This is a genomic window from Thioalkalivibrio sp. ALE21 (assembly GCF_003208255.1).
In the GTDB taxonomy this organism is placed as follows: Bacteria; Pseudomonadota; Gammaproteobacteria; order Ectothiorhodospirales; family Ectothiorhodospiraceae; genus Thioalkalivibrio; species Thioalkalivibrio halophilus.
This window is the reverse complement of sequence record NZ_QKMA01000018.1, coordinates 15,356-37,859: the sequence shown is the minus strand read 5'-3', so window position 1 is coordinate 37,859 and position 22,504 is coordinate 15,356. Positions and strand designations below refer to the sequence as shown.

Genomic DNA, 22,504 nt, shown 5'->3' with positions numbered 1-22,504 from the left:
TCAGTTCATCGACGGCATCGAGCAGACCGAACCGACCAACGACGAGGAATCCTCCATCACCGACCGGAGCGCCGCCTGAACCAGCGATCACTCATACACCAGACTTGACCATAACTCCTGTTTTTAATCCCGTCGCCGTAGATGAACCCCAGGCTGCCCCCACCAAAGGGACGCAGCCTTCCGTCCGTTGTCTGGAAGTTGAGGTAGCCCCGGGTGGCTCCGTTCCAGTAGTCATCGATCAGGGACTCGCCCTCGAGGTCGGCGTAGTTGATGCTCTGGCGGACCCCGGCGATCATGTGATCGCGCAGGTACCAGCCCAGATCGCCCGAGATGCCAAAGTTGGTGTTGTCGAATTTGCGGCTACTGCTGCCGCTTCCGGAAAGCGAGAACTCGCGGTCGCCCATGGAGGGTCCGAAGTTCGCCGTTGAGCCTGCTTGCTGGGCCTGGACGGCGAAGGGGAGCGTCCCGGCGAGACAGAGTGTGAGCGCGATCAGTCTTTTCATTGGTGCGTTCTCCTGGTTGTTTCCCGTCCGGCGCGGGATGCGACCGGTACTGCGGGGGCACGGGAACAGCCGGGATGATTCCGGCCGATTCCGTGGCGCCACCCTACGATTCGGGGTCCTGGATATCTGTACGTTGGCGCACAAAGGGGTCGGCTGCGCGGGTGGAGTTATGGTCAAGTCTGGTGGATGAGCGATGACTGGATCAGGCGGCACTCCGGTCGAGCTTGAACGTCAGGCTCGAAATGGTGTTACGCGTCACGCAACCTCGGGTTTTGGCGGTGCGCAGGCGCACGGTGGCGAAGGTCGATTCGATCGGGTTGGTGGTCCGGATCGACTGCCTGTGCGCGGCCGGGAAGTCGTAGAACGCCAGCAGGGCAAAAAGGCCCCGTCGGTCGCAACCGGCGGAGCCTTTTGTATGTGTACCCAATTATTTCCCCAAAAAGCGCAGGGGGGACGAGGGGCTCGGTGGCCCGAGAGGTCAGATCACCCCGTCGAGGCGGAGATAACCGATCAGGAACAACACTGCGAGTACGCCGGCCAGGGCGTACAGCCAGTTGGACAGGGTCGGATTGTCGGGGCGGCTGAAGAACGCCGCCCACAGCGCCAGCAGGATCAGGACGAAGAAAAAGAACAGAAAGCGCATGCGTCAGGCCCCTTCGGGAACGTCGTAGGGGAGGTCGCACAGCGTCACCGGCGCACCGTCCGGGGCGCCGCAGCGCAGTTCGGCCTCGGCCGCGTCCACCTTGAGCACCGCCAGCGCGGAATACTGGCCGTCGGGGTGCAGTTCGACGGCGACCAGTTCGCCATCGGCCTGGTCGGGTTTGCCATCGGCGCGAAACACCGGCATGCCCGGTGTCGGGGGTTCGCCATCCTGGATCGCGAGGCGGAACATGCGCCGCTTGAGCTTGCCGAGGTAGTGCATGCGCGCGACCACCTCCTGCCCCGGATAACAGCCCTTGTCGAAGCTGATCGCGCCCAGGGCGTGCAGGTTCAGCATCTGCGGCACGAACATCTCGGTGGTGGCCTCGACCACGCTCGGGATCCCGGCGAGGATGTCCAGCAGCTGCCATTCGTGCGGGCCCACCGGGGCGCCGCGCACATTGAGGGCGTCCCACAGCCGGCGCATCGCGTCGAAGCCGCCGAACAGTTCGAAACGCGGGTGCACGCCCTGCACGCGCAGCGCCGTCACCCCGTCCTTTTCCACGACCTCGTGGATCTCCGCGGGACAGGCGCCCAGGGCGTCCTGCAGCTCCTTCTCGGCATCCGGACCGGACAGGCCGAAGCGGATGCGGCTGTCGCCGGCCTGCTCGATGATCACGTCGGAGCGCAGGACGAACATCTGCAGTCGTTTGGCGACCGGCTCCACGCGATCCGCCGGCATCTCCAGCAGATAGCCGTCCTGAGTGCGCAGGACACGGAACACCGCATAGGTGCGGCCCTTGGGGCTGGCGTAACTGGACAGCTGGGCGTGCCGCTCGTCCACCTGCCGGATATCGTTGCCGAACTGGCCCTGGAGGAATTCGGTGGCATCGGCACCGCGGATCTCCAGCAGCCCGCGATGGGAAAGGTCGCAGATGACATCGCCGTTGACGGCCATCTGCCGTTCACGCTCCGGGTTGCCGTAGTGGACGAGCTCGTCGCCCTCGAATTCGGCACCGGAATCGACAAGGTGTTTCTTCCAGTCTTCGCGCATCACGCATCTCCTGTGGCCGCGGGGGCGGCATTTCCCTGGCGGCCCGATAGTAGACGAACGCCGTGTCGGGTGTCAGGATCCCTTATGTCGCCCATCCGAGCGAGAGGTCGCATGCCCCGGTCACCGGTTCGTCCCGTTTTCCTCGATCTGCGCAGGATCCGGTTTCCGCTGAATGCCGTGGTCTCGATTCTGCACCGCGTGACCGGCGTGCTGCTGATTCTCGCGATCCCCGTGCTGTTGTGGCTGCTGCAGCTCTCGCTGTCCGGACCCGAGGGTTTTGCTCGCGTGGCCGGCTGGGTCGGTCACCCGCTGGGCTTGCTGGTGCTGCTGGGTGTCCTGTGGTGGCTGCTGCATCATCTTTTCGCGGGCATCCGCTATCTGGCGATGGAATTCGGGATCGGCGAGGACCGCGAGGGCTCGCTGCGCACTGCGCGCCAGGCCCTGATCGCGGGGGTCGTCGCCACCCTGATCGTCTGGGGAGGACTGTGGCTGTGAGACTCCTGAGCGGACAGCGGGCCTGGCTGCTGCAGCGGATCACGGCCGTGTACCTGGGCGTGTTCACCGTGCTGATGCTGGGTTATTTCGTCTTTTTCCCGCCGGCCGATCATGCCCTCTGGATCGCCTTCGTCGGGCATCCGGTGGTCGGGCTGCTGACTGCACTGGGCGTGCTGGCGCTGCTGCTGCACGCCTGGATCGGCCTGCGCGACGTAATCATGGACTACGTCCATTCCTTCGGCATCCGCCTGACGGTGCTGATCCTGTCGGCCACCGGCCTGCTGGTCCTTGGCCTGTGGGCCTTCGCAATCCTGTTCAAGGCATGGCTCTCATGAACGTGACCCGGCGCAAGTTCGACGCCCTCATCATCGGGGCCGGCGGGGCCGGCCTGCGGGCGGCCCTGCAGCTGTCCAACGCCGAGGCCAAGGTGGCCGTGGTGTCCAAGGTGTTCCCCACGCGCTCGCACACGGTGGCGGCCCAGGGCGGGGTGAACGCCGCGCTGGCCAACGTGCTGCCCGATTCCTGGCACTGGCACATGTTCGACACGGTGAAGGGTTCCGACTACCTGGGCGACCAGGACGCGATCGAATACATGTGCCGCGCCGCTTCCAGGGTGGTCTACGAGCTGGACCACTTCGGCGTGCCGTTCTCGCGCCTGGACAACGGCAACATCTACCAGCGTGCGTTCGGCGGGCAGAGCCAGAACTTCGGCCAGGACCAGGCCGCGCGCACCTGTGCCGCCGCCGACCGCACCGGCCACGCGATCCTGCACTCGCTGTACCAGCAGAACCTGCGCGCGCGCACGCATTTCTTCGACGAATATTTCGCGGTGGACCTGCTGCGCGATGCCGAGGGGCACGTGCTGGGGGTGCTGGCGTTCGAGATCCTCAGTGGCGAGCCGATCGTGATCGAGGCCAAGACCACGCTGATCGCCACCGGCGGGGCGGGGCAGCTGTTCCGCACCACCACTAACGCGCTGATCAACACCGGCGACGGCATGGCGATGGCCCTGCGCGCGGGGATCCCGCTGGAGGACATGGAGTTCGTACAGTTCCACCCCACCGGGATCGCCGGGCGCGGGATGCTGATCACCGAGGGTGCGCGCGGCGAGGGCGGCTACCTGGTCAATTCGGACGGCGAGCGTTTCATGGAGCGCTATGCGCCGAACGCGAAGGACCTGGCCTCGCGCGACGTGGTCTCGCGCGCGATCGCCACCGAGGTGCGCGAAGGCCGCGGCTGCGGGCGCAACGCCGATCACGTGTTCCTCGACCTGCGCCATCTGGGCGCGGACACCATCATGCAGCGCCTGCCGGGGATCCGCGAGGCCAGCCAGACCTTTCTCAACGTGGATCCGATCGACGCGCCGATCCCGGTGTTTCCGACCTGTCACTACAGCATGGGCGGGATCCCCACCAACCGCGACGGGCAGGTGGTCGCGCCGGTCAAGGACTCGCCCGAGGACCCGGTGCCGGGGCTGTATGCCGCCGGCGAGGCGGCCTGTGTCTCGGTCCACGGGGCGAACCGGCTGGGGGGTAACTCGCTGCTGGACATCCTGGTGTTCGGCCGCGCGGCGGCCAATCACATCCTCGAATACCTCGAGGAGAACCGCTATCACCGTCCGCTGGACGAATCCGCGGTGGAGGCGGCCATGGCGCGGCTCGCCCGCTGGGATCGGCGGGATTCGGGCACCGGCGAGATCGAGTCGGTGGACGGGCTCAAGCGCGAACTGCGCAAGGTGATGGAGGACCACTGTTCGGTGTTCCGCACCGACGAGGTGATGCGCGAGGGCGTGGAGAAGGTGCGCGAGCTGCGCCGACGCCTGGACCACGCGGTGATCCATGACCACACCCCCACGTTCAACACCGCGCGGGTGGAAGCGATGGAGCTGGAGAACCTGATGGACTGCGCGATCGCCACCATCCGCTCCGCGCTGGGGCGCGAGGAGAGCCGGGGCGCGCATTCGCGCATCGATTTCCCCGAGCGCGACGACCGGCAGTGGCTTCGGCACAGCCTGTATTCGCTGCACGACGACAGCCTGGACTACAAGCCCGTACGGACCCGGCCCAACACCGTGGCTTCGTTCCCGCCGAAGGAACGTACGTATTGAGCATCGGATCGGGAGGATGCCGGCATGAGTGACGAGACGGAACCGGTACCGGAGGACTGGCTGCGGGAACGGCTGGAGGCCCTGCTGGTGGACCTGGACACGGCCCTGGACGAGGGCCGTGAGGGCGGCGCCACGGTGGAGCTGGATCAGCAGCGCACCGGCCGCCTGTCGCGCATGGATGCCCTGCAGGCCCAGGCCATGGCCAGGGCCAGCCAGCAGCGTCGCGAGAATCAGCGCCGCCGTGCGCAGCGCGCGCTGGAGCGGCTGAAAGAGGGCGAGGGCGGTCTGTGCGTGGACTGCCTGGAACCCATCGCGCGCAGCCGGCTGGAGATCGATCCGGCGGTGGAGCGCTGCATCGCCTGCGCCGAGGCGCGCGAATCCGGGGGCTGACTCCGGCAACGGGAGAGCAGGATGGAATTTTCGATCTATCGCTTCAATCCGGAGACCGATACGCTGCCGAAGATGCAGCGATTCACCCTGCCCGGCGAGCAGGTGGAGCCGGGGATGATGCTGCTGGATGCCCTGCTGCTGCTGAAGGAGCAGGACGACTCGCTGGGTTTCCGGCGTTCCTGTCAGCACGGGGTCTGCGGCTCCGACGGCATGAGTATCAACGGCACCAACGGACTGGCCTGCGTGACCCCGCTGGAGGAGCTCGACACCCCGGTGACCCTGCGCCCGTTCCCGGGGATGCCGGTGATCCGCGACCTGATCGTGGACATGACCAATTTCTGGGACCAGTACCGGGCCGCCGAGCCCTGGCTGGTGAACGACAGCCCGGAGCCCGAGGTAGAGCGCAAGCAGGATCCGGCCGACCGCGACGAGCTGGACGGTCTCTACGAATGCATCCTGTGCGGCTGCTGTTCGGCGGCCTGCCCGTCGTACTGGTGGAACCCGGACAAGTTCCTCGGCCCCGCCGCGCTGCTGCAGGCGGCGCGCTTCATCAAGGACACCCGCGACGAGGCGACCGAGCACCGGCTGGAGCGGCTGGACGATGCCTGGAAGCTGTACCGTTGCCACACCATCATGAACTGCACGCAGGTGTGCCCGAAGGGCCTCAACCCGGCGAAGGCGATCAGCGACATCCGCCGCACCATGCTGAAGAGGTCGTTATGAACCCACAGGGGCTGCAGGAAGCATCTCCGGGAGGGCGTATGATGGAGCCTGACAGCCGCACTCGCTGGCGCTGCCGTCGCGGCATGCTGGAGAATGACTGGCTGCTCGGGGAGTTTCTCGCGCAGGGATATGCGCAACTGGACCAGGAGGGTCGTGATGCCTTCGAACGGCTGCTGGATTATCCCGACAACGTGCTCTACGAGGTGGTCATGGGCCGCCAGACCACCGCGGATGCCGGGATAGCCCGGCTTGCCCCGCTCATCCGCGCCGCCGCTGCGGCTGCGCCTGCACCCTGACCCGCGGCTCGCGCGGCGGATTCTCGCCGGTCAGGTGCTGCTGAGCACCGCGGTCGTGTTGTACGCGCTGGTTTACGGCGTGTGGTGGACATGGCCGGCGGCGGGCGTCCTGGTGGCGGCCGCGTTCGGCTGGTCCCGGCGTGGCCGTCAGCCGGACTTCGACTGGCTGGGCTGCACCGCGTACGGGCGCTGGTGGCTGGCCACCGCCGAGGGCCTGCGCCAGGAACGCATCCACGATATCGAGATCCTGCCGGACACCCGGGTGTTCGCGACCCGTGTGGTGCTGCGCTATCACCCCGCTGGAGGGGGGCGCCCGGGGACCCTGTGGCTGTACCCGGGGCGGGTGGATGCGGACGACCTGCGCCGGTTGCGCATGCGCCTGCGCTGGCCCGCGCCGGGTCCGGCGGAAGCCGGGGAGCCGGTGAGGCCTCGCGACGTGATCGCGCGCGGCGTTGCTATACTGGCCGCACTGCGAGCTAGCGGAGGCCGGATCATGGCGGGAGATCAAACGCGTCCCGACAACGCACAGGTCATGGTGGACGTGTCGCACCTGCTGAAGGACGACCCGGATCACGTCTACAGCGAGGAAGAGCTGGACGCGATCGAGGAGCTCGATCCGGAGCTGGCACTGCGCCTGGACCGGGCCCAGACCCATGCGGCGCGGGAACAGGCCGACGTGCCGGCCGACGGTCCCATCGACGAGGACGCGGTGCGCGAGGCCATCGAGGAGGCGCGGCGCATCATGATGCAGGATGGCGGCGACATCGAGTTCGTCGAGCTGGACGGGCGCACCGTGCGCGTGCGCCTGAAGGGGGCCTGCGTCGGCTGCCCGCGTTCCACCCTGGATCTCAAGAACGTGGTCGAACGCCTGGTGCGCTCGCGGGCGCCGGGCGTGGCCTCCGTGGCCAACACCTTCTGAAGGCCGCGGTGGCCCGGTGCAGCGGCAGCTGAATATCCGCAACGAGCTCGCGGAGATCCCCCGGCTGGCGCAGGAGGTAGAAGCCTTCTGCGAGGCCGCGGGGGTGGAGGCCGGGTCGGTCCATCCGGTCAACCTGGTGCTCGACGAGTGGATCACCAACCTGATCTCCTATGCGTTCCCGGATCGGCAGGAACACCGCATCGGCGTGGAACTGCACGCCGGGCCCGAGGGCCTCACGGTCGAGGTCACCGACGATGGCACCCCGTTCAATCCGCTCGAAGACGCCCCCGAGGTGTCGCTGGAAGGCGACGTCGAGGAACGTGCGGTGGGCGGGCTGGGCCTGCATTTCATGAAGACCCTGATGGACGACATCCACTACGACCGTCGCGATGGCGTGAACCGGCTGCGCCTGCAGCGCCGTCCGCGCGGCTGACACCGCAGCGAAAGGACCTGGAAGACCATGGAGCTGAACGAAGAGACCGTGGACGACGTGCGCGTGATCCGTCCCGCCGGCCGTCTGGACAGCAACACCTCGCCGGAACTGGAGGCCGCGCTGTTCGCGCATCTGGAAGCGGATCCACGCCTGGTCATCCGCTTTGCCGATGTCGAATACATCTCCAGCGCGGGGCTGCGCGTGATGCTGATGGCGGCCAAGAAGGTGCGGCAGCAGGGCGGGCAGCTGGTGCTGTGCGAGATCCACGAGCCGATCCGCGAGGTCTTCGAGATCAGCGGGTTTCTGTCGATCCTGGAGGTCTGTGACGACCGCGACGCAGCGGTGGCACAGGTGCGCGACGGAGCCTGACCCGGGGGGCTGACCCGGGGGGGCTGATGCCGGGCGCGGTCTTCAGGCCCCGGTGGCGTCCGCCTCACCCGCGGGGGCGCGATAGCGCAGTGCGAGGACGGTGATGTCGTCCGCCTGCGGCGTGCCCTCGGCGAAATCCTCGACCGACTGCATGATGGCGTCGACCTGATCGCGTGCCGGGCGACCGGCGAGCGCATCGTACAGGGTGCCCAGGCGGTCTTCGCCGAACAGCGCCTGTTGCGGATCGGTGGCCTCGGTGACGCCGTCGGTATACAGCAGCAGTTCCTCGCCCGGCGCCAGGCGGACCTGCTGCGAGGCGTAGTCCATGTCCTCCATGGCACCCAGCACCAGCCCCGGCGGCAGCCGCAGCCATTCACGCGAGCCGTCGGCGTGGCGATGCAGGGGCGGATTGTGGCCAGCGTTGGCCAGGGTCACCACGCCGGTGTCCAGGTCGAGGATCCCGCACAGGTAGGTCACGAACATCGCGTTCTCGTTGTGCAGGCACAGCTCGTTGTTCACGCGCGCGAGGATCCGGCCGGGGTCGGGCTCCTGCTCGGCGATCCCCTTGACCAGGGTCCGCGTGACCGCCATGAACAGTGCGGCCGGCACGCCCTTGTCGGAGACGTCCCCCACGGCGAAGAACAGTCGCCTCTCGTCGTCCAGGGTGAAGAAGTCGTAGAGATCGCCACCCACCTCGCGGGCCGGACGCAGGTCCGCATGCAGCTCGACCCCGGCGCGCATGCGCGACAGGTCCAGGCGTCGGGGCAGGAAGCTCATCTGGATGTTGCGCGCGATCTTGAGCTCGGACTCGATGCGCTCCTTGGCCGCGGTGGTGGCGGTGAGGTCGTTGATGTAGTCCTTCAGCGACAGGCGCATCTCGTCGAACGAGCGCGCCAGTTCGCCCACCTCGTCCTGCGAGCGGATCGGGGGCAGCGGGCGGTCGAGGTTGCCGCGCGCGATTTCCCCGGCGCTGGAGACCAGTCCCTTGAGCGGCCGGGTGATGCCGCGCGAGATCGCGATGATGGCGCCCAGCAGCACCAGGAAGCCGGTGCTGCCGATGATCAGCACCCAGTGCATGACCCGCAGCACGTCGCCGAACAGCTCGCGTTCGGGGATGACCACGCCCACCACCCAGTCGGGGTCCGGCAGGCGAACGTGATAGAGCCGCGCGGGTTCGTCGATCAGTGCCTCGGGCAGCCGGGTGAAGCCCTCGTCGCTGCGCTGCAGCTCGCGGCCCAGTTCCCGCAGCTCGGGCGCCTCCAGGGTCTCGGCGAGGCTGAACAGGCTCTCGCGCATGATCCAGTCGCGATCGGGCCAGGTGATGAAGCGCGTGCGCGGGCTCAGCAGGAAGGCAAATCCGCTGTCGAGGATCTCCACCTCGTCCACACGGTCGGTGAGGCGCGGCAGCTCCACGTCCAGCGTGACCACGCCGGCGAGGGCCCCGGTGTTGCTCACTCCCTCGGTGTCCGGCCCGGTATGGCCGAACGGGGTAGAGAATGTGGTGATCAGACGGTCGGGGTCGGCCGCGGAGGCAAACGGCTCGGCCCAGAAGTCGTGCCCGGTCAGGGCCGGGATCTGGTACCAGTCGCGGGTGAAATAGTCGCCGTTGTCGGCGCCCAGATCCATGTAGCGCAGCGAATCGCCTTCCTCGTAGACGAACGGGCCGAAGGCCTCGCGCCCGGGCACGCCGGCACCGGGCTCCCAGCTCACCGCGGTCCCCTGGATCTCGTCCGAGCCGCCGGTCACGGACTCCAGCAGCGGGCGCAGATCCTCCGGCGGGTGCGCGCCGGTGGCCAGGGAGGAGGCGAGGGTGCGGGCCGAGCCGGCGACCTCGTTGAGCGATGATTCGATGCGGCTGGCGGTCGCATGGGTCAGCTCGCGCGCCTGCTCCTCGGCGTGGTCGAGCATGATCCCCCGGACCATGTAATACAGCAGCCCGGAGGTGCTGAAGAAGATCGCGGCCACGGTCAGGACCGTGACCAGCGCCAGCCGGACCGCGAGGCTCTTACTCGGGGCGTGCATCGATCACCGGGCGATGAAAACGTTCGTGCTCCGCCGGTTCCCGGCTCAGGGTGCCGGTCTCGCGCATCAGGGTATGCGCCATCAGGTAGTCTTCCGGATCCAGCACCGGGGCGGGCAGGCGTCCGGTGTCGTCCAGGTAGAGCGGGCGCAGCGCCTCCAGCATGAGGTGCTGGTGCGCGCGGTTGGACGGCTCGCCCTGTGCGCGCACGCGCTCCATCACCGCGTCCACTGCGGCCTCGGGTTCGTCGAAGGCCTGCTGCCATCCTCGCAGCGAGGCGCGCACGAAGGCCTCCACCGCCTCGGGGCGTTCCTCCAGCGTGGACGCCAGCACGTACACCCCGTCTTCGGCCAGCCCCACGCCGTGCTCCTCCAGCGAGATGGTCTCCAGTTCGTCGGGGTCGTGCCCGGCCAGGTACAGCTCGACCATCTCGTTGTAGAGCGTGGCGGTGGCCGCCTCCACCGCGCCGGTGCGCAGGGCGGTCATGGTGGCGCCCTGGTCGACGATCTCCGGTTCGACGTCGTGGCTGCGGAACAGCGCCTCGGGCTGGCCGCGGAAGCTGTCCCAGCGGGCGACGCGCCGACCGTCCAGGTCCTCGGGCGTGCGGATCCCGTGTTCGGCCAGCGACACCATGACCAGCGACGACTCGTGCAGCAGTTGTGCTACGTTGACGACCTCCACGCCGACCTCGCGCAGTTCCAGCGCCTGGACCAGGTAGAGCAGGGCGATGTCGGCCTCGCCGGAGGCCAGGGCCCGCGGCGCGGGATGGTCCGGACCATGCGGCAGGATCTCCACGTCGAGGCCCGCCGTGGCATATTCGCCCCGGTCCTGTGCGAGGTAAAAGCCGGCGAACTGCGCCTGTGGCACCCAGTGCGGCTGCACCCGCAGGGCATCGTCGGCAACGCCGGTCATCGGCAGCAGGCCCAGCGCCGCCAGGCAAAGCGCGGCGAGACCGGCGCGGCCACGACGGGTCGGGACGGGCGGGCGACCTGCGGGATGCGGGGTCGGACGGGGCATGCGTGCGGGATCACCGGGAGGGCCAATGACAACGCCGACCAGCATACCGGCCGCGAACGCGGGACGCACCCGGCCAGGCGCCCGTGCCTGGCGGGTCCTGGCGTGGTTGCTGCTGGTCCTGCTGTGGCCGTTGCCGGCGAGTGGCGGCACGTCCGTCGCGGATGTCGCGTTGCCGCTGCCGGTGGCCAGCGGGGATCCGCCACAGACCCTGTGCAGCGGCTGGTTCGAGCGACCGCCCTACCAGTTCGCCGACACCGCGACCGCCGGGGTCGCCGGCGATCCGACCGGCCTGGATCTGCGTGTTGCGCAGGAGGCCCTGGAAGGCGTCGGCCACGCGGTCGGGTACCGTCCGATGGACTGGGCCGCTCAGCTCGAAGGATTGCGTCGCGGGACCGTGGATTTCGTCGTCGGGACCTATTTCGATCCGGGGCGGCTGGATTACGTGCACTATTCGCGGCCGTATCGCGAGGAGCGCAACGCCCTGTATCTGCGCCGCGATGCCGACCACGGGTTCGCGGACCGGGAGGCGTGGCTGGATGCGGTGGAGCAGGGCGAGTTCCGCCTCGGGCTGTCCACCGGCTATACCTTTGCCGATCCGGAGGTGGCCGGTCGCCTGTCCGATCCGGCGCCGGAGGCCCGCATCGTGGACACCGCGGGGGATGCCGAGAACCTCGCTGCGCTGATGGACGGGCGCATCGACGGGTTCGTGGCCGATCCGGTCATCATGGACCTGATGCTGGCACGCACCGGGCAGGCGGATCAGATCCGGCGTGCCGGGCTCGATCTCGGCTCGGTGGGGGTGCGGGTGATGTTCAGCCGGGCGACGGTCCCGCGTGCCCTGGTCGACGCCTTCGACCGCGAGGTGGAAGCGCTGGAGGAGGGGCGGCGCATCGCCCAGCTGGAGGTGGAGCACATCCTGCCCGCCTTCCTGGTGATGACCACCAGTGAGCTGTGGTTCAACGCGCTGACCCTGATGGGGATCCTGGCGTTTTCCGCCTCCGGGGTGATGCTGGCCCGGCGCGAGCGCTACAACCTGTTCGGCGCGCTGGTGCTGGCCACCCTGCCGGCGATCGGCGGCGGGGTCCTGCGCGACTTGCTGCTGGGCCGCGAGCCCGTGTTCATCTTCGACACCCCGGAGTTCCTGCTGCTGCCCGTCGTGGTGGTGGCCACCGGTTTCCTGCTGTACAAGCTGCACGATCACTGGCTGGTGCATCGTGCCGCGGTGCAGCGGCTGATTGCCCGTCAGCGGGCCGGGGTGGGCGGGCGACTGGTCGGCTGGCTGCAGCAGGGACTGGATGCCTGGGCGGTGGCGGCGTTCACCGTGATCGGCGTGGGCGTGGCGGTGGAGTCGCAGGCCAGTCCGCTGTGGCTGTGGGGCCCGGTGATGGCGGTGGTCACGGCGTCCTTCGGCGTGATCATGCGCGACGTGGTGCGTTCGGATTTCAACATCGACATGCTCAAGCGCGACTCCTTCGCCGAGATCGCGGTCCTCGGCGGACTTGCCTACTCCCTGCTCCTGCTGTGGCCCCCGGTGGAGCTGTCGATGACCTACATCCTGGTGGTTACCAACGTGGTGATGCTGGTGCTGTTCGCCGCGCGCCTGCTGGTGCTGTGGTCGGGGCGTATCAATCCGCTGCAGATGGGCGACCCGCACACCCTGCCGGAGCGCCGGCTGGACGACCTGGAGGCCGCCGAACCGGCACTGTGGGAGCGCCTGGCGGGGTTCCTGGAGGAAGACGCGCAGGGTCGCGCCCGGGCGGCCGAACCGGGCCGGCTGGAGTCCCTGCACAAGGACTTCGGCTATGCCCTCGAGCCACTGCTGTCCGAGTTCACCTCGCTGGCCGCCGAACCGCTGTTCGAGAGCACCGTGGTGCGCTATCAGAACCTGCGCAGCCGGTTCGACACCCTGCGCGCGCTGGAACAGCAACTCTACGACCATCTGCGTGCGCCCGCGCCAGGCGATCTGCCCGACGCGGAGCAGGCGCGCGAACTGGAGACCCGGGTCTGCGAAGGGCTGCGCAGCCTGCTGGATACCGTGACCATGGCCGTCAACAGTGGCGACCGGGAAGACTTCGAGTGGCTGCGCGAGCTGAGCAGTAACCAGCGCACGCGCTTCGACGGGCTGCGCGCGCGCTATCTGCAGTCGGCCGATCCGCGGCCCGGCGGGGCTCTGGATCAGGTGCTGCAGCGCACCCATCGGGTGGAGCGTATGATGTGGATGCTGGCCGACTACGTGGAGCAGCGCCTGGCGCCGGGCGGCGGTGCGGCCGTCAGTGACCGCCGCCAGCGGCAGACGCTGCTGCAGGGGGCGTAGCGCCCGCGCCGGGATCGGGCCGGCGCGGGATGCGCGCAACGGCGGCTTTCAGCCCCTGGCGGTGGTGGCGCCGGCCGGTCTCGTCCAGCGGCGCGAATCGCAGGGCGTTGTAGTGCCGGGCAAAGTCCTCCAGAGCATCGCGGTCCTGCGGCCGGGCTGCGGCTACGCGTCGTACCCAGGCATCCACGCTCTCGTGCGGCGCATGCGCCAGACCCGCGCGGCGCAGGCGGCGCGACAGACGCAGCAGGGCTCGCTGCGCAGGGTCACGGCGTTCGCGGCCGCGCAGGAGCATCCACAGCGCGACCCCGGCGGCCAGGGTGCCGAAGCTGACGCCCAGCGCGATCAGCACGCTGCGCCAGTCCTGCGGGTCGAGGCCGAAACGTTCGAACAGCTCCTGCTGGCGCTCGGGGGTAAAGGCCAGCACCCAGGTTTCCCAGCGGAACCCGATGAATTCGCGCCAGTCGTCCAGTTCCAGACGCGCCTGCTGCAGCCAGGGCAGTCCCTCCCGGTCGAGGAAGGCCGGGCGTTCCTCGCCATCCGAGGGTGACAGACCCTGCAGCCCCTGTTCGATGCGTTCCGGAGCGATCGCGCCGGTGGGGTCGACCCGCATCCAGCCATGATCCTCGATCCAGACCTCGTTCCAGGCGTGCGCATCGGCGTTTCGCAGGCGCAGGTAGTCGCCGCGGTCGCGCCATTCGCCGCCGAGATAACCCACCACCACGCGGGTGGGGATACCCGCCGCGCGCATCAGCACCGCGAATGCCGAGGCGTAGTGCTCGCAGTATCCGGCATGGGTCTCGAACAGGAAGGCGTCGGTGGGGTCGCCGTCGGGGGGCGGTGGCTGCAGGGTGTAGCGATACGGCTCGCCGGAGAACCGCGTCAGCGCGGCCTCGACGATGGCGCGCGGGTCGTCGTGCGAGGCCGCCCACAGCTGGGCCTGGGCACGTGCCTCGGGGGCGGTGTCCGGGGGCAGCGCGAGCGCGCGCTCGCGGGTTGCGCTGTCCAGTTCCGGGGGATCTTCACGACTGCCCGGATGGGCCGACAGATCCGCGGTGGCGGAGTACTGGATGCGCGAGGTCACACGCTCTTCGCGAACAACCTGATGGTTGTCCCGCAGCATGGCGTCTTCGGGCAGTTCGGCGGGGTAATCCAGCACCGGCAGGTAGCGCGCCCGGGTCGGCTCGAGGGTCACGGTGTAGGCCACGGTGTCGCCGTCGGTTTCCGGCACGTCGATGGTGGAAACGCCACGATCGGCCCGCCACTGGCGCCCGTCGAAATCCGTCATCACCATGCTGCGCCAGTACTGCTGGCGCGGGGGCGGGGCGGCGTCGTCGAATTCGACCCGCGCGGCAACCGATTCGTCCTGCAGCAGTTCGGCGATGTCGCCGGGGTTCATCTCGTCCGACAGCCCGGTCTGCGCGGTGTCGTCGGCATCCTCGCGTTCGCCCCACAGCGGCCCTTCGATGCGCGGGAACACGATGAACAGGATGATCATGAACGGCAGGGCATGCACCAGCATGCCCCCGGCGCGCCGGCCGAGAAACTGCGGCGACAGCGGGCGGGCGGCGTGCAGCTGCACCAGGGCCGCGGTCAGCAGCAGCGCCCCCAGCAGCGACCACAGCCCGATCCAGAAAGCCTGGTCGAAGAAATACGTGGTGACGATGACGAAATAACCCAGAAACAGCGCAATGACCACGTCGCGTCGGCTGCGCGCCTCCAGCAGCTTGAGCGCGATCATCACCAGCAGCAGCGCGCTCCCGGCCTCCTGGCCGAACAGGGTGCCGTAATGTGCCAGGGTCATGGCGCCGGCACCCAGGGCGAGGAGGCTCATCACCCACAGCGAGGGCGCGCGGGTCCCGCGCCAGTGCACCCAGCCGCGCAGCAGCACGGCCAGGGCCATCAGCAGGGTCACCCAGGCCGGCTGGTACCAGGCGTGCGGCAGCGCGGCCACGGGCAGGGCGATCAGCGCGATGCCCAGCCCGCGCAGTTCCTCGCGCGGCGGGGCCGGGCGGGTGAGCCAGCCCTCCCTCATGCTCCGTCCTCCAGCGGCAGGGGTGCCGGGGCGGCGCGAAAACGGGCCAGCGCCTGCAGGCAGTGGTCACGATGTTCCGGGCCCTGGCCGGGGTCGATGCGCTGGCCCGGCAGACGCAGGCCCCAGGCGCGCTCCTGCGCATGGGCCTCCAGCACCTGATGGCAGAGCATCGACAGGCGGGTCTCGGTGTCGCCGTGGGGTAGGGCGTCGTAGTCGAACCAGAGGTCGTCCTGTACCCCGCCGGGGCTTTCGCGCACATGCAGCTTGCCGCTGCGGGCATAGGCCTTCCAGATGATGCGGCCGGGCGGGTCGCCGGGGCGGTAGGGCCGGATGTGGTCGGGCGGTTCCTCGGATTGCCCGCGGGCGCCGGTGTCCTCGTCGCCGTCGCCGTGTCCGGCCAGGGCCCGGCCGGGGTCCACGGGCGACGGATAGACCAGGATCTCGGCGTCCAGATTGAGCCAGCTCCAGGCCTCCAGGACCCCCAGCGGGAAGCGCGTGTCCACGCGCTGGCGCGGCAGGCGGTAGACCCCGCGCGGCACGGCCGGCAGCACGATGCGGGCATCGCTCCGGCCACCCGCGGGGATGGCGACCGGTTCGCAAGCGTGTGCACCGACCCGCACGTTAATGGCTTCGCGTCCCCGGCCGTCGGTTTCATGGAGTCGCAGTTGCGCTTCGGGCGCGCTCCCGGCGAACACCGGGTCGATCGGCAGCGGGCGAATCTCCAGTCCCAGCAGGTTGCGATGGGTGTACCAGATGGCGTTGTGCCCGATCCCGGCCAGCAGGAAGGTCAGCAGGAACGCCATGTTGTTGGCGTAATTGATGGAGCCCAGCAGCATGATCAGGATAATCCCGAGCAGGGTGTAACCGGCGCGGGTGGGCAGGATGTAGATGCGGTCGCGGCCCAGCCGCGCATGCTCGCCGTCGTGCGCGTGACGGCGGTTGATCCAGCGGATCGCGTCGTCGCGCAGGCGCTGCCAGGTGCCGCGCAGGCGTCGCCGGCGGTTCAGCGGCTGGGCACGCATTCCAGCAGGGCCTCCACGGTGCGGGCGGAATCCTGCGGCTCGCGGGCGCGTACGCGGTGGCCGGCCACCGCCGGCAGGACCCGGGCGATGTCGTCGGGGGTGATGTAGTCGCGCGTATCCAGGAACGCATGGGCACGTGCCGCGCGCAGCAGGCCCACGCCGGCACGCGGCGACAGGCCGTGGGCAAAGCGGGCGGTATCGCGGCTGGCAGCCACCAGCTCCTGGAGATAGTCGAGCACCTTGGAATCGGCGTGCACGGCATCCACGGATGCCTGCCACTCGGCCAGCTGTTCCGGCGTGGCCATGGTGTCCGGGGCCGGGTGGCCGGTGTCCCCGCGGCGTTCCAGCAGGGCGCGCTCGGCCCTTGGGTCGGGGTAGCCGAGTTCGATGCGCATCAGAAAGCGGTCCAGCTGCGACTCCGGCAGCGGATGCGTGCCGACCTGCTCCTCGGGGTTCTGGGTGGCGATCACGAAGAACGGCTCGGGCAGGTCGCGGGTCGCGCCTTCCACGCTGGCCTGGCGTTCCTCCATCGCTTCCAGCAGCGCGCTCTGGGTCTTCGGTGGTGCGCGGTTGACCTCGTCGGCCAGCAGCACCTGGGTGAAGATCGGCCCGGGATGAAAGCGGAATTCGCCGCTGCCCTGTTCGAACACCGATACGCCCAGCACGTCACCCGGGAGCAGGTCGCTGGTGAACTGGACCCGGCGGTAGTCCAGGTTCATCGCGCGCGCCAGTGCGTGCGCCAGCGTGGTCTTGCCCACGCCGGGCAGGTCCTCGATCAGCAGATGGCCGTTGGCCAGCAGGCAGGTGAGCGCCAGACGGATGGCGCGGGGCTTGCCGAGAAGGATCTGGTTGAGGGCCTGTTCCACCCGCTGCAGGGCGTCCGTTCCCGAAGACATGGCATTCTCGCGTTATGGGGGAGTTGCAGAAGAGTTTGTAGCGGCCGGATGGTTCCCCTGTATCTGCAGAGTGTCCCCCGCGCTCCGGCGCGGCTACCATGGTCGCGCACGAGTCGGGAAAACGGCATGGACACAGCGTCAGGGGCCCAGCGGCCAGCCTTCCAACATGATGCCACAGACGGACCGTCCCCCGGTCTGCGCCTGTCGGGCAGCCTGGACACCGCTGCGGTGGAACGGTCCTGGGGCCCGCTGCGCGATCGCGTGCGCCTGCTGGCGCGCGAGGCGGGGGGCGGGACTCTGCCCGTGGATGTCACCGGTCTGAGCTATTGTGACGGAGCCGGGGCCGCCCTGCTGCACGCGCTGGAACGGGATGCCGCGGCCGGGGGGGTGACGCTGGAGCTGGTCGGCGCCACGCGCATGGTCGAGGAGCAGCTGGCTCCGTATCGTGAGCTGGATGCGGTGACGCCCGCGCGCGGTGAGGGCCGCAGTGACTGGCGCAGCCGCTGGATGGACGCGGTCGGACAGGTGGGACGCGCAGGCTGGGAGCAGATGGCGTTCATCGGCGAACTGGGCCGTGCCCTGGGGGCGGCGCTGCGGCATCCGCGGCAGGTGCGCTGGGGCGATACCTTTCGCGTGGCCGAGGTTGCCGGGTTCCGGGCCCTGCCGATTGTCTCTTTGATCGCCTTCCTGATGGGCGTGATCCTGGCGTTCCAGTCGGCGATCGCGATGCGTCAGTTCGGCGCGGAGATCTTCGTCGCCGATCTGGTCGCGGTGTCGCTGTTCCGCGAGCTGGGCCCGCTGATGATGGCGATCCTGCTGGCGGGGCGCTCGGGGGCTGCGTTTGCCGCCGAGATCGGGACCATGAAGGTGAACGAGGAGGTGAATGCCCTGCAGACCATGGCCCTGGATCCGGTGCGCTTCCTGGTGGTGCCCAAGGTGCTGGCGGGAATCCTGGTCGCGCCGCTGCTGGCGCTGTACGCCAATCTGATCGGCCTGCTGGGTGCGGCCCTGGTGCTGCAGGGCTTCGGCATCCCGTGGGTTGCGTTTCTCAACCAGGTGACCGGCGCGGTGGCGCTTTCGGACCTGTTCTCCGGATTGTTCAAGGCCGGGGTATTCGGCCTGCTGGTGGCCAGCGTTGGCTGCCTGCGCGGCCTGCAGACCGGCAACGGCGCGGCGGCCGTGGGCAGCTCCACCACCAGTGCGGTGGTCACGGCGATCATCCTGATCGTGGTGTTCGACGGCCTGTTCGCGGTCCTGTTCTATCACCTGGGGGTATGAGGCATGGCGCAGTCCGATACGGATCCGGTGATCCGGGTGGAAGGCCTGACCATGGGCTTCGACGATTTCGTGCTGATGCGGGATCTGAACTTCGAGGTCCGCCGTGGCGAGATCTTCGTGATCCTGGGCGGCTCCGGGAGCGGCAAGAGCACGCTGCTCAAGCACATGATCGGGCTGTATACCCCGCAGGCCGGAAGGATCTGGATCGGCGACGCGGATATTGCCCACGCCGACGGCGAGCGTTTCGAGGCCATCCTGCGGGGCATGGGGGTGATGTATCAGATGGGCGCGCTGTTCGGGTCCATGACCCTGCAGGAGAATGTGCGCCTGCCGCTGGAGGTTCACACCGCTCTGCCGCGTTCGGCGATGGACGCTGTGGCCCGCGCGAAGCTGCAGCTGGTGGGGCTGGGCGCGTTCGTGGATTTCATGCCCTCGGAGATCTCCGGTGGCATGCAGAAACGTGCCGCCATCGCGCGGGCCATGGCGCTGGACCCCTCGGTGCTGTTCCTGGATGAACCCTCGGCCGGGCTGGATCCGATTACCTCGCGCGAGCTGGACCGGTTGATCCGGCGGCTCGCGCGCAGCCTGGGCATGACCATCGTGATCGTCAGCCACGAGCTCGCGAGCATTTTTGCCATCGCCGACCGCGTGATTATGCTCGACAAGGAAACCCGGGGCATCGTCGCCGACGGGGATCCGCGACGCCTGCGCGAGGAGTCGGCACACCCCTGGGTGCGGCGCTTTCTGGGCGGCGACCAGGACGAAGCAGCCAACGGCGAGGAGGCCTCCGCATGAGTGCCCGACAGCATTTCCGGCTGGGCCTGTTCATCCTCGGCGGGCTCGCATCGCTGGTGATCATCCTGTTGATTGCGACGGCGGGGAATTTCTTCCGACCGTCGATGATGATCGAGACCTACATGGATTCGTCGGTGCAGGGGCTGGAGGTCGGCGCCCCGGTGAAGTTCCGCGGTGTCCAGATCGGCGAGGTCACCCGGCTGGGCTTCACCTCGGTGGAGTACGAACAGGATGTGCCCCCGGCGGAACGCAAGCGCTACGTGCTGGTGCGCGCGCGCCTGTGGCCGGACCGTTTTGCGACCACGCCGCAGGAAGCCCTGTTCGAGGACGATGTCCTGGAGCAGCTGGTCGAGGCCGGGCTGCGGGTGCGCATGGCGGCCCAGGGCATCACCGGCATGAACTACCTGGAGGCGGACTTCGCCGATCCCGCGGAACACCCGCCGCTGGACCACCCCTGGGATCCCGAGTACGCCTATCTGCCGTCGGCGCCCAGCATCACGATGCAGTTCATTGAGTATGCCGAGAAGCTGCTGGAACGCATCGACGATATCGATATCGAGGGCGTGGTGGGGAATCTCAACAGCCTGCTGGTCAATCTCGACGACACCGTCTCGAGTATCGACGTGGGGGGCATCGCCGGACGGGCGGACGACCTGATCGGCGAACTGGAGACCACGGCCACCAGCGCCGAGCGCATCATGGAATCCGTCGAGAATCTCCTCGACCATCCCGATACGCAGGCCCTCCCGGGCGAGACCCGCGAGACCATGCGTCAGCTGAGACGCACCGCGGAACAGGCCGAGATCGGCGAGCTGGTGGCCCGGATCGAGGGTATGGTGGAACGCCTGGATCGTGGCGTGGAAGTGAACGAGGCGAAACTGGCGGAGACCCTGGAAGAGCTGCAGAGCACCACGCGCAGCCTGCGCAGCCTTTCGGAGGACGTGCGGCGCAATCCGGCGGGTACCCTGTTCGGGGCACCGCCGCCGCGCAGTATCATGGACCGGGACAACCGGGGAGAGGAACGCTGATGACACGCGCGCTACTGCTGGCGGTGCTGGCCGCATTCCTGCTGGGGGGCTGCGGCCTGCTGGCCGAACGCGAACCGGTGGAGCGGGCGTGGTTCCTGCTGGAACTGCCGGAGGACACCGGGCCGCCCGCAACCGATGCCGGGGCGCCCGTGGCGGTGGAGCTGGGCTCGGTGCGCGTGGCCCCCGCCTATGCCGAGAAGGGGCTGGTGTACCGCCTGGGGCCGCACGAGTACGAAGCGGACTACTACAACGAATGGTTCCTGCGTCCGGCGGAACAGGTGGAACAGCTGCTGCGCGAACGCTGGACCCGTGGCGACGGCGCCGTGGTTCTGGTGGACGACGCCCGCGCCGCGCGGGCGGCCGGGCAACCGGTGGTGGAACTGCACGTGCTGGTCACGGCCCTGTACGGTGACCTGGATACGAACAGCGGCCGCGATGCCGCCCGCGTGGGGCTGCGGACCCGGCTGGGTGGTGCTGACCGGACCGAGCTGGCGCATTTCGAGGCCACCGAAGCCCTGCAACAACGCTCGCCCCGGGCCCTGGTGGCCGCCCTGTCCCGCGGCATGGCGGCCAGCCTTACGGACCTCGAGGCGGAACTCCAATCCTTCGCGCGACAGGAGGCGGACGGATAATGGCCGACCCGCAAGCCACGGTGTATGACTTCGAAGTGACCCGCGCCGACGGCCGGCGGCAGCGGCTCGACGAGTACCGCGGCGAGGTGCTGCTGATCGTCAACGTCGCCTCGCAATGCGGCTTCACCCCGCAGTACGAAGGGCTGCAGGCGCTGCAGGATCGCTATGGCGAACGCGGCTTCCGGGTGCTGGGGTTCCCCTGCAACCAGTTCGGTCGACAGGAGCCGGGCGATGCCGACTCCATCCGGGTCTGCGGTCTGCGCTTTGGCGTGAGCTTCCCGGTGTTCGCCCGCATCGAGGTGAACGGGGAGGGCGCCGACCCGCTGTTCCGCCACCTCAAGACGGGCGGCCCAGGTGCCCTGGGCACGCAGCGGATCAAATGGAACTTTACCAAGTTTCTGGTGGGGCGGGACGGCCGCGTCATCCGGCGCTTCGCCCCCACGCGGCGCCCGCAGGATCTGGCCAGCGCCATCGAACGGGCGCTGGACGAGCCCGCGCCCGCCAGCGCCGCATGAGCGAGCAGGATGACGTGCGCTGGATGGAACAGGCGCTCGCACAGGCCGAGGCCGCAGCCGCAGCCGGCGAGGTGCCCGTAGGCGCGGTGCTGGTGGATGCCGAAGGCAACGCCCTCGCGGCGACCCACAACGCACCCATCGCCAGCCGTGACGCCACCGCGCACGCCGAGATCCGCGCCCTGCGCGCGGCCGGGGAGCGTGTGGGCAACTACCGCCTCCCCGGCACCACCCTCTACGTGACCCTGGAGCCCTGTTCCATGTGCGCCGGCGCCATCATCCACGCCCGCGTGGCGCGGCTGGTGTACGCCGCGGCCGATCCACGCACCGGGGCCACCGGCAGTGCCATCGACCTGATCCACCATCCGGCCCACAACCACCGCGTGGCGGTCACCGGCGGCGTGCTGGCCGAACGTGCCGCGACCCAGCTGCGCGACTTCTTCCGCGCCCGTCGGCGCAACACGCCCGCCGTCGGGGACGAAAATGGCGCGCAGCCCGAACCCGATCCGCAAAGGAGAACTTCATGATCCGAATCCGCCACATGCTGCTGGCCCTGCCGCTGGCTGCGGGCCTGCTGGCCACGGCCGTTGCCGCGAACGAGATACACAGCGTGGAAGCCCTGAATCAGGCACCGGAAGAGCTTGAGGGCGAGACGGTGCGTCTGGAAGGCATCATCGCGCAGGTCAACGAGGACATCATGGGCCGCAATTTCCTGCGGCTGGTGGACGGCACGGGCGAGCCCGGCGACTTCATTACCCTCACCAGCCAGCAGACCGCCGATCCGGGTGACCGTGTGCGGGTGGAAGGGGTCTACGTGCTCGAAAGGGATTTCGGTGCCGGCTACGTCTACCCGGTCCTGATCGAACAGGCCCGCCTGGAGGATGCGGAAGATTGACATCGGCACGCGCCACATCAACGAATTAACGCATGAATACTTCTTTTAGCGTGGATTGCGGTGATACGGTGCCGATGAACTTGGGGCAAAGGCGGGGGCGGGCGGCAGGTCCCCATTCTTTCACTCCGCAAGAGT

24 protein-coding genes and 2 pseudogenes are annotated in these 22,504 nt (G+C 68.8%); 17 read left to right on the top strand and 9 right to left on the bottom strand.

Annotated features, from left to right (window positions below; genetic code table 11):
- Positions 1–119 precede the first annotated feature (119 nt).
- From D893_RS11920 to D893_RS11910, 4 genes and pseudogenes are all read right to left on the bottom strand, one after another.
- Positions 120–404, bottom strand: a pseudogene (locus tag D893_RS11920) (hypothetical protein); the annotation flags it as partial.
- A gap of 307 nt (positions 405–711) precedes the next feature.
- Positions 712–879, bottom strand: a pseudogene (locus D893_RS11915) (transposase); the annotation flags it as partial.
- A gap of 102 nt (positions 880–981) precedes the next feature.
- Positions 982–1,146, bottom strand: coding sequence for a hypothetical protein (locus D893_RS13845; protein WP_018140916.1), 165 nt, complete (start codon positions 1,144–1,146; stop codon positions 982–984).
- A gap of 3 nt (positions 1,147–1,149) precedes the next feature.
- Complete coding sequence (locus tag D893_RS11910; protein WP_018945630.1) at positions 1,150–2,196, bottom strand: folate-binding protein YgfZ; 1,047 nt, start codon at positions 2,194–2,196, stop codon at positions 1,150–1,152.
- A 111-nt stretch (positions 2,197–2,307) separates the two neighbouring features.
- On the opposite strand from D893_RS11910, the gene sdhC reads away from it, so the two are divergent.
- The 9 genes from sdhC to D893_RS11865 are packed head-to-tail and all read left to right on the top strand — an operon-like array spanning position 2,308 to position 7,928.
- Positions 2,308–2,691, top strand: a complete 384-nt coding sequence (sdhC, locus tag D893_RS11905; RefSeq protein ID WP_024329490.1) for a succinate dehydrogenase, cytochrome b556 subunit — start codon at positions 2,308–2,310, stop codon at positions 2,689–2,691.
- Complete coding sequence (gene sdhD / locus D893_RS11900; RefSeq protein ID WP_110619904.1) at positions 2,688–3,026, top strand: succinate dehydrogenase, hydrophobic membrane anchor protein; 339 nt, start codon at positions 2,688–2,690, stop codon at positions 3,024–3,026. Before sdhC ends, sdhD begins: the two co-directional genes overlap by 4 nt.
- Positions 3,023–4,798 carry a succinate dehydrogenase flavoprotein subunit gene (gene sdhA / locus D893_RS11895; RefSeq protein WP_110619903.1) on the top strand — a complete coding sequence of 592 codons (1,776 nt, stop codon included), beginning with the start codon at positions 3,023–3,025 and terminating at the stop codon, positions 4,796–4,798. The genes sdhD and sdhA overlap by 4 nt, the downstream gene beginning before the upstream one ends.
- 24 nt (positions 4,799–4,822) lie before the next feature.
- Positions 4,823–5,188: a TraR/DksA C4-type zinc finger protein gene (locus tag D893_RS11890; protein WP_110619902.1), complete on the top strand. Its 366-nt coding sequence runs from the start codon at positions 4,823–4,825 to the stop codon at positions 5,186–5,188.
- 21 nt (positions 5,189–5,209) lie between these two features.
- Positions 5,210–5,911, top strand: coding sequence for a succinate dehydrogenase iron-sulfur subunit (locus tag D893_RS11885; protein ID WP_110619901.1), 702 nt, complete (start codon positions 5,210–5,212; stop codon positions 5,909–5,911).
- Positions 5,912–5,952: 41 nt separating this feature from the next.
- Positions 5,953–6,207, top strand: a complete 255-nt coding sequence (locus tag D893_RS11880; protein ID WP_024329487.1) for a succinate dehydrogenase assembly factor 2 — start codon at positions 5,953–5,955, stop codon at positions 6,205–6,207.
- Positions 6,161–7,126, top strand: a complete 966-nt coding sequence (locus tag D893_RS11875) for a NifU family protein (protein WP_024329486.1) — start codon at positions 6,161–6,163, stop codon at positions 7,124–7,126. The genes D893_RS11880 and D893_RS11875 overlap by 47 nt, the downstream gene beginning before the upstream one ends.
- Positions 7,127–7,142: 16 nt before the next feature.
- Positions 7,143–7,559, top strand: coding sequence for an ATP-binding protein (locus D893_RS11870; protein WP_110619900.1), 417 nt, complete (start codon positions 7,143–7,145; stop codon positions 7,557–7,559).
- Between the two features lie 27 nt (positions 7,560–7,586).
- Positions 7,587–7,928 carry an STAS domain-containing protein gene (locus D893_RS11865; protein ID WP_110619899.1) on the top strand — a complete coding sequence of 114 codons (342 nt, stop codon included), beginning with the start codon at positions 7,587–7,589 and terminating at the stop codon, positions 7,926–7,928.
- Positions 7,929–7,970: 42 nt separating this feature from the next.
- Here the strand turns inward: D893_RS11865 and D893_RS11860 are convergent, their stop codons facing one another.
- Positions 7,971–9,950 (bottom strand): SpoIIE family protein phosphatase, encoded by a 1,980-nt coding sequence (locus tag D893_RS11860; protein WP_110619898.1) that lies wholly within the window; start codon positions 9,948–9,950, stop codon positions 7,971–7,973.
- Positions 9,934–10,860, bottom strand: coding sequence for an ABC transporter substrate-binding protein (locus tag D893_RS11855; protein ID WP_110619897.1), 927 nt, complete (start codon positions 10,858–10,860; stop codon positions 9,934–9,936). The genes D893_RS11860 and D893_RS11855 overlap by 17 nt, the downstream gene beginning before the upstream one ends.
- 130 nt (positions 10,861–10,990) lie before the next feature.
- On the opposite strand from D893_RS11855, the gene D893_RS11850 reads away from it, so the two are divergent.
- Positions 10,991–13,279, top strand: coding sequence for a TRIC cation channel family protein (locus D893_RS11850; RefSeq protein ID WP_246863923.1), 2,289 nt, complete (start codon positions 10,991–10,993; stop codon positions 13,277–13,279).
- Here D893_RS11850 and D893_RS11845 read toward each other — a convergent pair.
- The 3 genes from D893_RS11845 to D893_RS11835 are packed head-to-tail and all read right to left on the bottom strand — an operon-like array spanning position 13,236 to position 17,229.
- Positions 13,236–15,311, bottom strand: a complete 2,076-nt coding sequence (locus D893_RS11845) for a DUF3488 and transglutaminase-like domain-containing protein (RefSeq protein WP_110619896.1) — start codon at positions 15,309–15,311, stop codon at positions 13,236–13,238. The two genes, D893_RS11850 and D893_RS11845, sit on opposite strands and share 44 nt — an antisense overlap.
- On the bottom strand, positions 15,308–16,333 hold the full coding sequence (locus D893_RS11840) for a DUF58 domain-containing protein (protein WP_018945638.1): 1,026 nt from the start codon (positions 16,331–16,333) through the stop codon (positions 15,308–15,310). Before D893_RS11840 ends, D893_RS11845 begins: the two co-directional genes overlap by 4 nt.
- Positions 16,315–17,229 carry a MoxR family ATPase gene (locus tag D893_RS11835; protein WP_018945639.1) on the bottom strand — a complete coding sequence of 305 codons (915 nt, stop codon included), beginning with the start codon at positions 17,227–17,229 and terminating at the stop codon, positions 16,315–16,317. The genes D893_RS11840 and D893_RS11835 overlap by 19 nt, the downstream gene beginning before the upstream one ends.
- A gap of 126 nt (positions 17,230–17,355) precedes the next feature.
- Here D893_RS11835 and D893_RS11830 point away from each other — a divergent pair, with 126 nt between their 5' ends.
- Genes D893_RS11830 through D893_RS11800 form a run of 7 tightly spaced genes read left to right on the top strand, consistent with a single transcriptional unit; the run spans position 17,356 to position 22,369 of the window.
- On the top strand, positions 17,356–18,507 hold the full coding sequence (locus D893_RS11830) for an MlaE family lipid ABC transporter permease subunit (RefSeq protein WP_110619895.1): 1,152 nt from the start codon (positions 17,356–17,358) through the stop codon (positions 18,505–18,507).
- Positions 18,508–18,510: 3 nt separating this feature from the next.
- The gene (locus tag D893_RS11825; RefSeq protein WP_024329481.1) at positions 18,511–19,302 is read left to right on the top strand and encodes an ATP-binding cassette domain-containing protein; all 792 of its coding nucleotides are present in this window, start codon (positions 18,511–18,513) and stop codon (positions 19,300–19,302) included.
- Complete coding sequence (locus D893_RS11820) at positions 19,299–20,330, top strand: MlaD family protein (protein ID WP_018945642.1); 1,032 nt, start codon at positions 19,299–19,301, stop codon at positions 20,328–20,330. Before D893_RS11825 ends, D893_RS11820 begins: the two co-directional genes overlap by 4 nt.
- Complete coding sequence (locus D893_RS11815) at positions 20,330–20,962, top strand: ABC-type transport auxiliary lipoprotein family protein (protein WP_018945643.1); 633 nt, start codon at positions 20,330–20,332, stop codon at positions 20,960–20,962. The genes D893_RS11820 and D893_RS11815 overlap by 1 nt, the downstream gene beginning before the upstream one ends.
- Positions 20,962–21,477 carry a glutathione peroxidase gene (locus tag D893_RS11810; RefSeq protein WP_018945644.1) on the top strand — a complete coding sequence of 172 codons (516 nt, stop codon included), beginning with the start codon at positions 20,962–20,964 and terminating at the stop codon, positions 21,475–21,477. Before D893_RS11815 ends, D893_RS11810 begins: the two co-directional genes overlap by 1 nt.
- The gene (tadA, locus tag D893_RS11805; RefSeq protein WP_018945645.1) at positions 21,474–22,001 is read left to right on the top strand and encodes a tRNA adenosine(34) deaminase TadA; all 528 of its coding nucleotides are present in this window, start codon (positions 21,474–21,476) and stop codon (positions 21,999–22,001) included. The genes D893_RS11810 and tadA overlap by 4 nt, the downstream gene beginning before the upstream one ends.
- Positions 21,998–22,369 carry a hypothetical protein gene (locus tag D893_RS11800; protein WP_110619894.1) on the top strand — a complete coding sequence of 124 codons (372 nt, stop codon included), beginning with the start codon at positions 21,998–22,000 and terminating at the stop codon, positions 22,367–22,369. Before tadA ends, D893_RS11800 begins: the two co-directional genes overlap by 4 nt.
- The last annotated feature ends 135 nt before the right edge of the window (positions 22,370–22,504 follow it).

Bases quoted from the DNA above. Each gene is read 5' to 3' on its own strand.
- D893_RS11800 (WP_110619894.1), top strand. From the start codon at position 21,998: ATGATCCGAATCCGCCACATGCTGCTGGCCCTGCCGCTGGCTGCGGGC.
- tadA (WP_018945645.1), top strand. From the start codon at position 21,474: ATGAGCGAGCAGGATGACGTGCGCTGGATGGAACAGGCGCTCGCACAG.
- D893_RS11845 (WP_110619896.1), bottom strand. From the start codon at position 15,311: ATGAGGGAGGGCTGGCTCACCCGCCCGGCCCCGCCGCGCGAGGAACTG.
- D893_RS13845 (WP_018140916.1), bottom strand. From the start codon at position 1,146: ATGCGCTTTCTGTTCTTTTTCTTCGTCCTGATCCTGCTGGCGCTGTGG.
- D893_RS11830 (WP_110619895.1), top strand. From the start codon at position 17,356: ATGGACACAGCGTCAGGGGCCCAGCGGCCAGCCTTCCAACATGATGCC.
- D893_RS11855 (WP_110619897.1), bottom strand. From the start codon at position 10,860: ATGACCGGCGTTGCCGACGATGCCCTGCGGGTGCAGCCGCACTGGGTG.
- D893_RS11840 (WP_018945638.1), bottom strand. From the start codon at position 16,333: ATGCGTGCCCAGCCGCTGAACCGCCGGCGACGCCTGCGCGGCACCTGG.
- D893_RS11835 (WP_018945639.1), bottom strand. From the start codon at position 17,229: ATGTCTTCGGGAACGGACGCCCTGCAGCGGGTGGAACAGGCCCTCAAC.
- D893_RS11865 (WP_110619899.1), top strand. From the start codon at position 7,587: ATGGAGCTGAACGAAGAGACCGTGGACGACGTGCGCGTGATCCGTCCC.
- D893_RS11860 (WP_110619898.1), bottom strand. From the start codon at position 9,950: ATGCACGCCCCGAGTAAGAGCCTCGCGGTCCGGCTGGCGCTGGTCACG.
- D893_RS11880 (WP_024329487.1), top strand. From the start codon at position 5,953: ATGGAGCCTGACAGCCGCACTCGCTGGCGCTGCCGTCGCGGCATGCTG.
- D893_RS11825 (WP_024329481.1), top strand. From the start codon at position 18,511: ATGGCGCAGTCCGATACGGATCCGGTGATCCGGGTGGAAGGCCTGACC.
- D893_RS11820 (WP_018945642.1), top strand. From the start codon at position 19,299: ATGAGTGCCCGACAGCATTTCCGGCTGGGCCTGTTCATCCTCGGCGGG.
- D893_RS11815 (WP_018945643.1), top strand. From the start codon at position 20,330: ATGACACGCGCGCTACTGCTGGCGGTGCTGGCCGCATTCCTGCTGGGG.
- sdhA (WP_110619903.1), top strand. From the start codon at position 3,023: ATGAACGTGACCCGGCGCAAGTTCGACGCCCTCATCATCGGGGCCGGC.
- D893_RS11910 (WP_018945630.1), bottom strand. From the start codon at position 2,196: ATGCGCGAAGACTGGAAGAAACACCTTGTCGATTCCGGTGCCGAATTC.
- D893_RS11810 (WP_018945644.1), top strand. From the start codon at position 20,962: ATGGCCGACCCGCAAGCCACGGTGTATGACTTCGAAGTGACCCGCGCC.
- sdhC (WP_024329490.1), top strand. From the start codon at position 2,308: ATGCCCCGGTCACCGGTTCGTCCCGTTTTCCTCGATCTGCGCAGGATC.
- D893_RS11885 (WP_110619901.1), top strand. From the start codon at position 5,210: ATGGAATTTTCGATCTATCGCTTCAATCCGGAGACCGATACGCTGCCG.
- D893_RS11850 (WP_246863923.1), top strand. From the start codon at position 10,991: ATGACAACGCCGACCAGCATACCGGCCGCGAACGCGGGACGCACCCGG.
- D893_RS11890 (WP_110619902.1), top strand. From the start codon at position 4,823: ATGAGTGACGAGACGGAACCGGTACCGGAGGACTGGCTGCGGGAACGG.